Source organism: Rivularia sp. UHCC 0363, assembly GCF_034931125.1.
Taxonomy (GTDB): Bacteria; Cyanobacteriota; Cyanobacteriia; order Cyanobacteriales; family Nostocaceae; genus Rivularia.
This window is the reverse complement of the sequence record NZ_JAYGHM010000016.1, coordinates 1-11,819: the sequence shown is the minus strand read 5'-3', so window position 1 is coordinate 11,819 and position 11,819 is coordinate 1. Positions and strand designations below refer to the sequence as shown.

The 11,819-nt window shown below is 36.8% G+C and carries 14 protein-coding genes and 1 pseudogene; 7 read left to right on the top strand and 8 right to left on the bottom strand.

The annotated features are described in order from the left end of the window. A pseudogene (locus VB797_RS11260) lies at window positions 1-387 on the top strand (hypothetical protein); the annotation flags it as partial. A gap of 442 nt (window positions 388-829) precedes the next feature. Beyond that, a complete protein-coding gene (locus VB797_RS11255; RefSeq protein WP_323237769.1) occupies window positions 830-1,183 on the top strand; it encodes a hypothetical protein in 354 nt (117 codons plus the stop codon). Between the two features lie 128 nt (window positions 1,184-1,311). Here VB797_RS11255 and VB797_RS11250 read toward each other — a convergent pair whose 3' ends face one another. Then, complete coding sequence (locus VB797_RS11250) at window positions 1,312-1,737, bottom strand: hypothetical protein (RefSeq protein ID WP_323237768.1); 426 nt, start codon at window positions 1,735-1,737, stop codon at window positions 1,312-1,314. A 657-nt stretch (window positions 1,738-2,394) separates the two neighbouring features. Here VB797_RS11250 and VB797_RS11245 point away from each other — a divergent pair. Beyond that, entirely contained in the window at window positions 2,395-2,604 is a 210-nt protein-coding gene (locus tag VB797_RS11245; protein WP_323237767.1) for a DUF1822 family protein, read from the top strand. Here the strand turns inward: VB797_RS11245 and VB797_RS11240 are convergent. Together VB797_RS11240 and tsaA are read right to left on the bottom strand one after the other, a co-directional pair. Continuing rightward, on the bottom strand, window positions 2,585-3,763 hold the full coding sequence (locus VB797_RS11240; RefSeq protein WP_323237864.1) for an AGE family epimerase/isomerase: 1,179 nt from the start codon (window positions 3,761-3,763) through the stop codon (window positions 2,585-2,587). The genes VB797_RS11245 and VB797_RS11240 overlap by 20 nt on opposite strands. 343 nt (window positions 3,764-4,106) lie before the next feature. Then, the gene (gene tsaA, locus VB797_RS11235; protein WP_323237766.1) at window positions 4,107-4,667 is read right to left on the bottom strand and encodes a tRNA (N6-threonylcarbamoyladenosine(37)-N6)-methyltransferase TrmO; all 561 of its coding nucleotides are present in this window, start codon (window positions 4,665-4,667) and stop codon (window positions 4,107-4,109) included. 267 nt (window positions 4,668-4,934) lie between these two features. On the opposite strand from tsaA, the gene VB797_RS11230 reads away from it, so the two are divergent. Then, window positions 4,935-5,900: a M48 family metalloprotease gene (locus VB797_RS11230; RefSeq protein ID WP_323237765.1), complete on the top strand. Its 966-nt coding sequence runs from the start codon at window positions 4,935-4,937 to the stop codon at window positions 5,898-5,900. Between the two features lie 76 nt (window positions 5,901-5,976). Here VB797_RS11230 and VB797_RS11225 read toward each other — a convergent pair whose 3' ends face one another. Next, window positions 5,977-6,510: a DOMON-like domain-containing protein gene (locus VB797_RS11225; RefSeq protein WP_323237764.1), complete on the bottom strand. Its 534-nt coding sequence runs from the start codon at window positions 6,508-6,510 to the stop codon at window positions 5,977-5,979. Between the two features lie 191 nt (window positions 6,511-6,701). Next, complete coding sequence (locus VB797_RS11220) at window positions 6,702-7,826, bottom strand: aminoglycoside phosphotransferase family protein (RefSeq protein WP_323237763.1); 1,125 nt, start codon at window positions 7,824-7,826, stop codon at window positions 6,702-6,704. Between the two features lie 674 nt (window positions 7,827-8,500). Here VB797_RS11220 and VB797_RS11210 point away from each other — a divergent pair. Together VB797_RS11210 and VB797_RS11205 are read left to right on the top strand one after the other, a co-directional pair. Next, on the top strand, window positions 8,501-8,878 hold the full coding sequence (locus VB797_RS11210; RefSeq protein ID WP_323237762.1) for a DUF4870 domain-containing protein: 378 nt from the start codon (window positions 8,501-8,503) through the stop codon (window positions 8,876-8,878). Between the two features lie 751 nt (window positions 8,879-9,629). Then, window positions 9,630-9,986 carry a group 1 truncated hemoglobin gene (locus VB797_RS11205; protein ID WP_323237761.1) on the top strand — a complete coding sequence of 119 codons (357 nt, stop codon included), beginning with the start codon at window positions 9,630-9,632 and terminating at the stop codon, window positions 9,984-9,986. A 255-nt stretch (window positions 9,987-10,241) separates the two neighbouring features. Here VB797_RS11205 and VB797_RS11200 read toward each other — a convergent pair whose 3' ends face one another. Together VB797_RS11200 and VB797_RS11195 are read right to left on the bottom strand one after the other, a co-directional pair. Then, window positions 10,242-10,619: a hypothetical protein gene (locus tag VB797_RS11200; RefSeq protein WP_323237760.1), complete on the bottom strand. Its 378-nt coding sequence runs from the start codon at window positions 10,617-10,619 to the stop codon at window positions 10,242-10,244. Next, window positions 10,591-11,181 (bottom strand): Panacea domain-containing protein, encoded by a 591-nt coding sequence (locus VB797_RS11195; protein WP_323237758.1) that lies wholly within the window; start codon window positions 11,179-11,181, stop codon window positions 10,591-10,593. The genes VB797_RS11200 and VB797_RS11195 overlap by 29 nt, the downstream gene beginning before the upstream one ends. Before the next feature lie 120 nt (window positions 11,182-11,301). On the opposite strand from VB797_RS11195, the gene VB797_RS11190 reads away from it, so the two are divergent. Beyond that, on the top strand, window positions 11,302-11,496 hold the full coding sequence (locus tag VB797_RS11190) for a hypothetical protein (RefSeq protein ID WP_323237757.1): 195 nt from the start codon (window positions 11,302-11,304) through the stop codon (window positions 11,494-11,496). A gap of 114 nt (window positions 11,497-11,610) precedes the next feature. Here the strand turns inward: VB797_RS11190 and VB797_RS11185 are convergent. Next, the coding region (locus VB797_RS11185) for a hypothetical protein (protein ID WP_323237756.1) at window positions 11,611-11,819 on the bottom strand (209 nt) is incomplete at its 5' end.

Genomic DNA, 11,819 nt, shown 5'->3' with positions numbered 1-11,819 from the left:
TTTATAAAGGGAAGCCAGCAAGATTTTATAAAGGGAAGCCAGCAAGATTTTATAAAGGGAAGCCAGCAAGATTTTATAAAGGGAAGCCAGCAAGATTTTATAAAGGGAAGCCAGCAAGATGCTCGCACTACAGTAAATTCTCCAATCTCCCAAAAAATTACTATTAGTCCAACGCGATCGCATCAGAATCAAGCAGAAATTACTCAAACTCGCGAATCAACACAAGTCGAAGCCAAACCAGAATGGATCGAAACCAAAGCAGAATTAATTGGGTATCAAAAGCATCCCTTAGAGCAATTTTTGGCATTAATTGACAACGCAATGTTGAAAATCGAAGAGATATTTGTTAATTTAGCAAACGCTTTACAGCAATTGTGGCGAAAATGAGGGAATAAAGGAGTTTGGAGTTTGGAAGCTACGTCTCTTTTAATATTTAGCTAATTAAAAGCTATTCGTTCCCTTATTTTAATGCTTAGACAATCGTTAATTAACTATAAAACTAATTAATATAAATTTAGTTAGAAGATGATGACAGAGAATATTCTAATCCGGTATAATTAGTATAATTGCTGACATATAATATATGTTGTGTTCGCATTGATGGCAGTTTTGGGTTTCTTGAAAGCAAGTTAATAGACTTGTTTAAATATTAATCGCAGATACATTACTTAATTAGGAATGTATGATTTTTAGTGCTGTTTACCAATGCGAATCTAATTAATAAATTAGTGTAGTTAGAAAAAACCTGAGCATTTATTTCTGAAATACTGCGATCGCGGTTAGTAGTTGAGTACGTAGTTACATAAATTTCTAAGTTTTAGAGGTCTAGATGAAAAGCAAAATTCTTAGTGTAACGATTGCGATATCTACAGTTTTATTAACTGCTATCCCAGGGTTGGCGAATACAGTAAAGCAGGTTGAATATCAAGCCGTCAAGCTCAAAGATTCGATTGATGCAATGTTAAATCCCGCACAAGGTGGTATCAGACCAATGCCACCACCACCACCTTGGATTCCCCCGATTGAAGGAGAGATGATGAATAAAATGCCAGTAATTAAACCTAAGCCTGGAAATGGAAGCTATACACCAATGCGGCACTTACCACCATCTGCACCCTGGATTACTCCGAACATTGAACATGATAGTCAATTACCAGACGAAAATTCTTTTCCCATTCGATAATATTGCGTTTATTTTTGTCAGATTTGTTAAATAGAGAAATCGGATAAAATCAGTTTGATAATACCGATTATATCCGAAACTTAATATATACTCACTTTTTGATTGCTGATAATTGAGAAAAAATGGAATTAGCGCTTACGAAAAGCTTCTATAGAAGTGTAGTTTTGCCTGTTGCTATTATCTTTAAATAGAGTAAAACTTTGTAGGTTTAATTTGTTTGTACTTCCAAGATTAATAGTTAATAGAGTATTGGCAAAACTCTTATTGTAGTTAGTAGTAGCAGAGCGATGATTTTTATCTTGTACGCTAGTACCGTAGGTAGTTAAGGATGCTGTACCCCAATCGCAATCCTTGGGACTACAGCTACCAAATGCCCTAATATTCAATTTATCTCCGCTAGCTTTGGTTACAACTAATTTAGTAATTCCGCGAGTATTAGAGTTTGTATTTTCCCAAGTACCAATGAAGTCAGCAGGTGCAGCTAAAGAAGGGCTAATGGAAGCCAAAGTTAATACTGTACCAACAGCAGCAACAGCTAAAGAACGCTTTAACATATTTATACTCCTGAAAAATATGGTTTAATTTTTGTATGTTTGGGTTGAATCCCAACTTAATATTGAATACGTTGAAAGTTGAAATTTTATGCAGGGTTTTTAAAAGTTTTATTTTAAGTTTGTCAAAGACAAAAAGCGAACAATATAGCGGTTTTTAGTTGAATAGAATACAAAAACCTCACCCCTCTCCTTAACAAGGAGAGGGGATGGGGGTGAGGTTCTCCGAAGTGTATTGCACTCAACCGAAAAGGGCTATAGCAATCCGAATTGATACATGAGTAAATACGTAGATTATACGTTCAGATTACAAGTTAAATTTGATTCATCCCTGGCGGTTGAAACCGCTGCTACACAGGCAAAACCCCTCCGGGTTCACTAGTTTGGCGGGACGGAAACCGACACCGCCAACTAGTTCACCGCCTGCGCGGGTTATTTTAGAAAGTCCATGCAGATGCACTAAATTCAAAATCTTGAGCAGCTTTGTCTGTGTAGCCCCAGACTTATAGTCTGAAGAAATTTTAGATTAATCAGTAGATAATTTAATTTTGAAAAAGACTATAAAATTGGGTTCCTTATAACTTCTGACTCATTCATTTAGTAGTTATAAAATAAAAGCGTTAAAGCGCAACTACGAACCTTAGATTATCGATTATCAATATGAATAAACTTTGCCTTCTGGCTATCTTACCCTGGTTGGAGTCCGAATTCGCTCAGCAGGCAAAGCTGTCGCCCAGTACCACTGCATTACCCAGCTTGTGGGAGCCGGTTAATGGATGTTCAATTATGATTAGAGACGCAACCAAATTTGTGTTAGTTCCGTCAATAATTTTTTATTACCAATTAGCAATTACCCATTACCTGACATAATCTCAAACTGCAACCAACACATATACATTCCTCTGGGAACGTGAAAACAACCCTTCCACTTACCACCTTTCAAATTCAACAACACCTCACCACGACGATTCAAATAACCAAACCACTCCCCATACTCCGCATCAGCGAAATGTGTCCAAGCGTAATCGTGCATTTTTTGATACCATTGCCAACATTCTGTTCTTCCCGTCAAACGATAACCCATCGCTAACGCTACCAAAGATTCCAAATGCACCCACCACAATTTTTGATCCCATTCAAGCTGCTGTGGAGGATGTCCCGAAGCATCCATAAAATAATACAAACCACCGTGTTTTTTATCCCAGGCAAAATTAAGGATATTTAACGTGACATCAACCGCTCGATTAATTAATTCCCGATCCCCGCGACGCTGAGCGATATCCATCATAAACCACATGGCTTCAATACCGTGACCGGGGTTGATTAACCTTCCTTCAAAACAGTCAATATGGGAAGCATCGAGAGCAACATTTTCAAACATTAATCCTCGCTCTTTGTCGAGGAAATCATCCATAACTTCCGCTACAGTTCTATCTAAAACTTTTTCTAAAGTATCGTTTTCTAGTAACCAAGCCATTTCTAAAGACAAGTTAGCTAAAATCATCGGTACTGCTAAAGATTTCATTGGACGAGTACCGGGATAAGTCTTGTTATATATACCTTTAGGATTTTCTTGACGACGTAAAACGTTATAATAAGCTTGCAATGCTATATCTTTGGCCGATTCTTCACCGGAAGCGAGAGCATATTGACTAAAAGCCATTGCCGCGAAACAATCAGAAAATATATTGTAAGGCTGCGTTAATGGTTTACCTTCACGGGTTAGAGAAAAATACCAGTTCCCGCTCTCATCTCTACCGTTTGCAGCGAGAAAACTAGCACCGTTTGCAGCGATTTTCAACCAATCTTGCCGCTTCTCCAACTGATTGTACAGCATAGAAAACAGCCACAACTGACGACTTTGTAGCCAAATAAACTTGTCGCGATCGTATACTTTACCAGTTCTATCCAAGCAGGTGAAATAACCGCCTTTTTCCCAGTCTACAGAATGCTGTAACCAAAATGGTAGTATATCGTTGAGCAGAGTATTTTTGTAAAGTTGAGCCAGTTGTTGAAAATCGTACTCCATCGTTTCTACCCGTGAATCAAAATCAATGGAGTTAATTATCGCCTTGCTGGGGATAGGAAACAAGTATAACTTTTCCATCCTTACTATATTAGGACTTAGCAAAAAGGCATATTCTGCTCGTAGGGTGCTGTGACACTATGTTTGATTTTTAACGCAATAATAAGGTTTTAGTGTCACGCACCAACCGGGGTTTTGTGACAATTGCGGCCATTCCTGTATATAAAGACAATTGGATTTTTAACTTTATATTACTGATAAATATTGCTTCTTATTACTATTTTCTATTCCCTATTCCCTATTTTGAAATGTTTAGTTAGCATCCTCTTGTACGGAAGAGCCAAATCTATCTAAGATTAGTTTTTCCAAAAATATCAGTTTCATGCTCGGAAGCGTTTTCTATTTGATCGACATAACCGCATTTTGCATCGGGGAAAGCATCGCAATAATTTACATAAGGTTTAATATCTAATACGGGTGTTTCATCGAGTAAATCAATTCCTTCTACATACAAAACCAAACCTTCGATTTTGATTAATTTAGGTGCGCTAAGTCCGATGGGGTTGGGACGATGGGGAGCGCGAGTTGCGAGAGTTCCGCGACGAATGCGCGGTCCGCGTGGAATAATGACGGTGGGATTCCAATGTTTATTAAGATGCAACCATGCAATTACCCAAATCCGCTCGAACCCTTCCATATCCTTGAGCGCTTCTTGGGGTATGGTATCGAAGAGTTCAATTGTAGCGATCGCGGGTTGGTAAGTTGACGGTGCGGATTGAAGTTGCGACTGTCTGGGGGTTCCGTGTCTTTCTTTGTAAGGTGAATGCACCACACCAATGGGTTGTAAAGTAATGTCGCTAGGAAAGGGAACAGTTTGGATATAGTCCTTTGGGGGAAATTTGGGCATATCTTTCTACATGATTAACACTTAAATCAGCGATAATGTGTTCTCGCGGTCGTCGTTTTTTGGCATATATTTATTAAGTGCCATTATCTTTAATGTTCAATCTAACTATAGCTGAATGAGAGCATTCATATATGACAGCTAAAATCCTCTTACAATCAAAAACCGTAAAATATTTTATTTAAGTAATTACACGCACATAAATAATGCAGTTACTTCAGTAATATAAAGTTATAAAAATAACCTATATTGAATATTTACGCAGTAAGAATGAGTATATTAAAAACCAAATTGACAGCAACTCTAACTTGCTTGTGCTTGCTGTTCTCCACTGCATTAACAACCAAAATAGCGGCAGCTTCGGAGACTAACTCTATTTACCAAAACGCAAAAACACAACTACCTCCGGACTTTTATGCACTTTACCGGATAGTAGATAGAATAGCGCGTGCAAATGAATACGATACCCGTCCTTGGCAAATTGTTAGAGTTGCTAAATATGATACTCAAGCATTCACTCAAAATTCAAATTTAATCCCTATTTATAATGGTGTATTAGAACAATTAGGCGGCGATACTTCAGCTTTAGCCTGTATAATTAGTCACGAAATGGTACATCATAAACAACGTCATCAAGTTGTTAGTAATTTAGAAAAAGTACAGTTGATTGCTGAGATTCAACAAGAAGCAGAAAAACAAGTTTTAAGTAGAGAAAAAATATCTCCAGTTACAGCAGTAGGTGATTTTGTTGTCAGACGGGTGATTGGAGGGGCTATTGGTACCGTTGTTGGTGGTGTTTTAGATAATCAAAATAATAGAAGATTTAGAAAAGCACAAAAGCAAATCAACGCAATTGTAGAGCAAAAGACGGCAGAATTAGAAGAGAGTATTACAAAACAAAGTAGAGAAAACGAATTTGAAGCCGATAAACTTGCTTATCTTGCTTCTGTAAAAGCAGGTTTTGATCGGGAAGGATGTTTACGGGCAATGTTAATACTTAATCGGACTCCAGGAGTTGAATTCGATGAAAATCATCCCACCGTTGAAGAAAGAATTACCGCAATTAAAGCTGTGATGGAATTACAAGCTGAAAATTTAGTAGAAGAAGGACAAGAAAATTTATTTAAAACTGAACCTTTAACTTACAATTTGTCTGCAAATCAGACATCATTGCGAGTCAATTCTCGTCATGGTGCTTCAATGGGGGATAATATTGATCGAATGTTTGGCGATTGATGAATATTAATTACGATAATAGTCAAAAATAGGGAACTTTAATTATGAATAGCGATCGCGTATCTATAGAACTAGATTACACGTAAAATAAAAAGCTATCTCGCAGATGAAAATCCGCTTTTTCACCACAATGCTTTACGGCCCAATAACTAGTATCTCCAGTTTTATGCTTAATCACAGTAGTAATAGAAACATCGAAATTTCTGTCTATAGAAGTCAAACACTGCATATTAAATTCTAATTCCAAAAATAGAGAATTAGAATCGCGTATAACATTAAAAGGAAGAATTATAACTCTATGCTCTAATTCCATTACTTCTCGATATCTTTCAAAGCGATAAATATTCCAATCTCCACTTGGGGAAAGATTAAACTCCCAATAGTGAGTATAATTATGCTTGCCGAGAAAAAGCTCAAAACAGGTTGTTTCCCAAAGTCGATCTTTACGAGTTGGGATATCTACTGTAGTCGGAATTTCTATTTTCTCTAAATCACCTTTGAGCGCGTAATTGAGAGTTAATGTATGATTTAGCCTGGTGATTTCACCTGTAATCTGCAAATCAATTTTTGGTGGCTCAAATGGCTGTAACGAAAAAGCGTGATTCCTCATAGGATTAGCGAGATAATCTGATAATTTTGACCTTTTAAACATAAAAACGTCATAATATAACGCTTTTATCGCTATTTAGATTAACATAATTCAATTAATTTTGATTAGATGTCGAGCAATTAATATTTAAGAATAGCGATCGCAATGCATTGACAGCGATACTGTCTTTATTTATACATATACGTAGAAAACTAATTATTAAAACTTGAGATAATTTCCCGAATTGCATTTTCTTGCATTTCAATACTTTCAGTTAGCTTGAACTGAACTAAAGCTCTAGCAAGATTGTGTTCTGGGTATTTAACCTTAAAATAAACATTACCAGCCAAATAATCGGTAAAAAATCGCAGTCCCAATTCAAAAGCAATTAAACGAATCGCATCGTAGATATATATATAATCATTTTTGGTAAGAAAATCTTGTGCTACACGAAGATAACCACTTAAAAGTGACTGACAGATATCAGTTTCAAAAGTTACCATATCCCAATGTTCTGTTTCTTCTCCCAGAGGATTGCAACCGCAGCGCAAACAATCGCCGATATCGTAATGCACCAGTCCAGGTTTAACAGTATCCAAGTCGATAATACTGATAGCTTGTCCGTTGTAAGTATCAATCATCACGTTATTTACCTTTGGGTCGCCGTGGATGGGACGTAAACTAAGATGTCCTTGCGATCGCGCATTTTCCAAAACGTGGGCCCAAATTTTACGGCGATCGACAAATTGCAAGCAGTATTTAACTTCTGGGGATTTGTCCGATTTATGATATAGCTGCTCTACACTTTCGTACTGTTTTAAATAGTTGGGTGTAACGTGAAATCCCGGTAGAGTATCGGCTAATTTATCTACTGGTAAATCGCCAATTAAGTTATGAAACATTCCCAGAGCGTAACCGATTTCACTCGCGTGTTTATTGTCTTTAATAATATCAAACGTTTCGGCATTATCAATGAAACCAATTGCCCGCCAAAATGAATTTTCCGTATCAATAAAGTGGTCTTGATCGCTTTGGGTTAACAATACTCTTGGTACTTCCCAGCGACGATTTGAAGTTAGGGGGGAATGTTGTAAACGTTGACGCACATGATTCGTAAAAGTACTCATATTCCGCATGACCAATTCGGGTTGACGAAACACGTTTTGATTGATGCGTTGTAAGATAAAGTGCTTTTCTGCTACGGAATCTAAGGTAACAAGAAAAGTGCCGTTAATATTACCATGTCCAAATTCCTCGACTTTGACAATCTTGCCTGGTGCTTCAAATTGACTGGCGATTTCAATTAGATTATTCAAGGCTGTATTTTCTTTATTCACAGGTACTTTCAAAATAATTACCTAATATTTAATCTATAATCCGAAACCTCTCTCCGTAACTCTTTTAACAAAAGAAAGACCGTGAAAGGAATATTTCTGATTTTTTCTAAATATATATGCCTATATCTTACTAAGCCAATATCCGTATGCAACATTCTTAAATTAATTAAAACGGGCAAGGATGTCTAAGGAGATAGGCATAATTAAATATAAGATAAGACCTCACCATGCCACTTGCTACAACGCGGGAAACCCGCGCAACGCAGTGGCTTCTCAATCCCTCTCCTTATTAAGGCTACGGTGTACACACAAGTATACCCAGAGCGAGTTTCCAGCCATAAAAGAGCGACTCAAATTGATTAAGTCCACGAGCTAGAGTAGCAATTCCAGGAGGTTTCTGAGAACTATAGCCCTTATAACCACCAAGTCGGGCAATAATCCAAGCAGCCCAAGGTAAGGATAAGGTTGGGTAAGGGTTTTTTTGTTTGTTAGTTTTTCGTCCATTTATTATGTAACGGTTCGGTAAACCTCCTAGGCAATAATCAACTTATTATTTACAACTTAGTCGTTTTAGGGAAAAGTTGTAAAATACTCAAGTACGGTAAACTTCAATACTAATCTGACAATATAATCGTTAAAATCTAATTAATAAAGCAAATTGAGGAATCGAGAAGATGCAAGAAGTTCCATACAATTCAGATAAACGTAAACTGCTATCGAGTTTGGCTCACGGGTCGATATTCTTTAGTACAACATTATTATCTATTGGCGTTCCAATTGCGATTTATTTTACTTCCGACGATCCAATTGTTAAAAATAATGCTAAAGAATCGATTAATTTTCACTTCAATGTTTGGTTTTGGGCAACTTTAATTGGAGTTCCAATTGCGATTTTATCTTTTCTCACTTTCGGTATTGTCGGATTTTTACTTTTCCCAGTTGTTGCGTTTGGATTTTTAATACATTGGGGATTAACAATTTGGGCTTTGTTGCACTGCTTTGGTAATTCGGATGAACCATTCAGCTATCCATTTATTTTCAGATTGTTTTAATCGCTTCAAATTAACATTTTATCTTTTGAAAAGGGTTGTGGTGAGCAGCCCTTTTTTTTGTGAATAAGATAAGACCTCACCACGCTACTAAGCTGATGTGCAGCTAAATTAGATAATGCGAAAATTTGAAAAGGTTGTAGTGCGGTAGCGCAGCGTGTCCGTAAGGACATGCATCTTGCTCGCTAGTACTATACAAATTAAATGCGTAGCAGCTTACCCGCGCAACGCAGTGGCTTTTCAATCCCTCTCCTTATTAAGGAGAAGGAAGCCGGAGTCAGAGTGAAGTTTTATATTTAATTTGACTCACTCACTTGTATATAAATAAATCTAGAAATATCGTATTACTATTTAAACGTGCAAAATTACCCCCTTCAATGCAACATCAGTATGCTGGTAACATGAAAACGATGCGTCACTGTCGTCAAAGCTTTGCTAATGCGATAGGGTAATTAAGGGAGGATGAAATTCTGGAATTTACCAAAGAAAAATTTCGAGAAATTATCCCCAAATGCGATCCTGTAAAATCTCAAAACATCCATGCAGGTATCGAAAATTTCTGAAAATAACTAGAATCTAAAAGCTAGTTAAACATACTAACCTCAAACTTAGTCATGAAATCGCGATCGCAATGACAATCAAAAGTGTTGCTCCTGATTAACCAACACTTCGGTCACAAAATCGAAATTTACATCCTAAGTAGATTAGTGTCGGTACTTCAACACTGTACATATTCGCTTCAAAGGAACAGGAAATGAGTACACTATACGAAAAAATTGGCGGACAGCCAACTATTGAGAAAGTCGTCGATGATTTTCACAAACGCATTCTAGAAGATAGCAGCGTCAGCGGGTTTTTCTCCGGTACTGATATGGAAAAACAGCGTAATCATCAAATTGGTTTCTTTTCTCTGATTCTTGGTGGTCCTAAAGACTATAAAGGTCGCAGCATGGATCAAACACACACGGGAATGGGTTTACAGCAACCACATTTTGATGCGATTACCAAGCATTTAGCTAATTCGATGACTGCATCTGGAGTATCTGCTGATGACACAAAAGCAGCAATGGAAGCGGTTGAAAAATTAAAGCCTGCTATTTTGAATAAGTAAGTATTATTTAACCCGATATCAGTATTTTGGGTAGATGGTGAATATTTTGTTTTTAGGAAGGGGTTGTGATGAGCATCCCTTTTTTTATTTCTTGTAGGTTGGGTTAGACACGAAAATAAATTAGTTGATGACGAGTAAATGGTTTTATCGTGTTGTAACTCAACATCGATATTTTGGGGAAAAATATGTATTTAAACGCAGAATGACGCGGAGGAGCGCAGAGTTTTTTCTTAAGGATATAAGATATTTTAAAAGTTAGATTTCAAAAATATCTTTGATAACATCTTTCAATTCTTTATCACCAGGACGTTTTGCAAACTGTTCGTGGCTGTAAATCCACATAGGTTTAATAATATAGTCTATATCATTCACTAAATACATTAATCTAATTTGCCCGGAAGCACCTTTTCCATATTTAAATTCTAATTTGTGAAATGTCCAACCTTCTGGTAATTTAATTTTTCCAGGTAAAGGTTCTTGACGAGACTTTATTGGATATTGGTCTTCAATCAAATTTTCCAATATTTCAGCAACAATCTCAATAAAATCATTCCCGTAAAGCTTCGCAAGTTTCTTAAATGAGCGCTTAAAGTTACCTGTTTTATCAATCGAGAAGGGAGTTGAGCCAGTCATACACCTCTCCTTTTCCAACGCGATCGCAAGGTTCTTCAGTTAAAGCATCCTGCAAGATTTTAGACATTACAGGTTCATACGCAGGATGCTCCCGCTCTATCAAATCAAGCTTTTTATAACCCAATGCTTTCATATCTTCAAGAAGAATTGGTTCCTTTGAAGCTGCTTGAGGTGTTAAACCTTTGCGAGCTTTCTTCCAAGGGAACTCTCCATGAGTCATACCACTCAAGCTATAAGCATGATAACCACCAAAATATTCCCAAACTTCCTCTAGCAATACTTTTTTTTCTTCCGGTATTGCTTTTAAGGATTCTTCTTTTTCAGGAATAGGTAATTGTTTTGCTTCAAATTCGCTGTAAAATCGATAAGCAGGCGGACATACCGGACCATACCGCCATGCTTGGATTTCATCATCAAACAATGGCTCATCGTACAGCGCCAAATGCAAACTCTGGGCGTAATATAAAAGCTTCTGAACCTTCATATTGGTCATTTCAGCTTCTATGCCGTCCTCATAAGCTCTGATAATAAAGTAGCGAGCCACATCTACAGGATTATTCATACTCAGACCCGCAAATCCTTGTACTACTTACAAATACTATTATAATCAAGAACCACAATAATATAGTACAATATTACTATATGGGCTAATTAACAAAATATTACTCTTTAACAATACATTATGAAATCCCATAATGCAGAATTACTTGCCAATTTGAAATCGTTTACACAAGGGTTAGTATTTTCAGACGACGAAAGAGGTAGTTTAAAACCTTTTATTTGGGATGTTTCCCAGAGGGGTGAACTTTATGTACTTGTAAACACACAAGATGGTGATTGGGCTGGTGTACTGATAGATGTCAAGCTCAATCGTTGATAAACCTTGGATAACAAAAATATTAATTTATATGCTCTTATTACCCACAAATTATAATGTTGGGTTACGACGGAATTCAATTCTCTACATTTATGCTCAATATTATTTGTCCGTCTAACCCAACCTACAACTACTGTCGGATTTAGCGATCGCCATTTGCCCTTTAATCTTCTCAATTTCTTTCTGCGCGTTTCTCAGTGCGTAGGTTGGGTTAGACACGAAAATAATTTGTTTTGTAACGAGAAAATAAATTAATCGTGTCGTAACCCAACAGCGATATTTTAAGGAGACGATGAATATTGTGTTGTTAATTTTAACGAATC

Excerpts from the sequence above, each read along its gene's own strand:
- VB797_RS11240 (WP_323237864.1), bottom strand. The coding sequence starts at position 3,763 with ATGGAGTACGATTTTCAACAACTGGCTCAACTTTACAAAAATACTCTG.
- VB797_RS11190 (WP_323237757.1), top strand. The coding sequence starts at position 11,302 with ATGAAATCCCATAATGCAGAATTACTTGCCAATTTGAAATCGTTTACA.
- VB797_RS11245 (WP_323237767.1), top strand. The coding sequence starts at position 2,395 with ATGAATAAACTTTGCCTTCTGGCTATCTTACCCTGGTTGGAGTCCGAA.
- VB797_RS11205 (WP_323237761.1), top strand. The coding sequence starts at position 9,630 with ATGAGTACACTATACGAAAAAATTGGCGGACAGCCAACTATTGAGAAA.
- VB797_RS11255 (WP_323237769.1), top strand. The coding sequence starts at position 830 with ATGAAAAGCAAAATTCTTAGTGTAACGATTGCGATATCTACAGTTTTA.
- VB797_RS11250 (WP_323237768.1), bottom strand. The coding sequence starts at position 1,737 with ATGTTAAAGCGTTCTTTAGCTGTTGCTGCTGTTGGTACAGTATTAACT.
- VB797_RS11210 (WP_323237762.1), top strand. The coding sequence starts at position 8,501 with ATGCAAGAAGTTCCATACAATTCAGATAAACGTAAACTGCTATCGAGT.
- tsaA (WP_323237766.1), bottom strand. The coding sequence starts at position 4,667 with ATGCCCAAATTTCCCCCAAAGGACTATATCCAAACTGTTCCCTTTCCT.
- VB797_RS11195 (WP_323237758.1), bottom strand. The coding sequence starts at position 11,181 with ATGAATAATCCTGTAGATGTGGCTCGCTACTTTATTATCAGAGCTTAT.
- VB797_RS11225 (WP_323237764.1), bottom strand. The coding sequence starts at position 6,510 with ATGAGGAATCACGCTTTTTCGTTACAGCCATTTGAGCCACCAAAAATT.
- VB797_RS11230 (WP_323237765.1), top strand. The coding sequence starts at position 4,935 with ATGAGTATATTAAAAACCAAATTGACAGCAACTCTAACTTGCTTGTGC.
- VB797_RS11200 (WP_323237760.1), bottom strand. The coding sequence starts at position 10,619 with ATGACTGGCTCAACTCCCTTCTCGATTGATAAAACAGGTAACTTTAAG.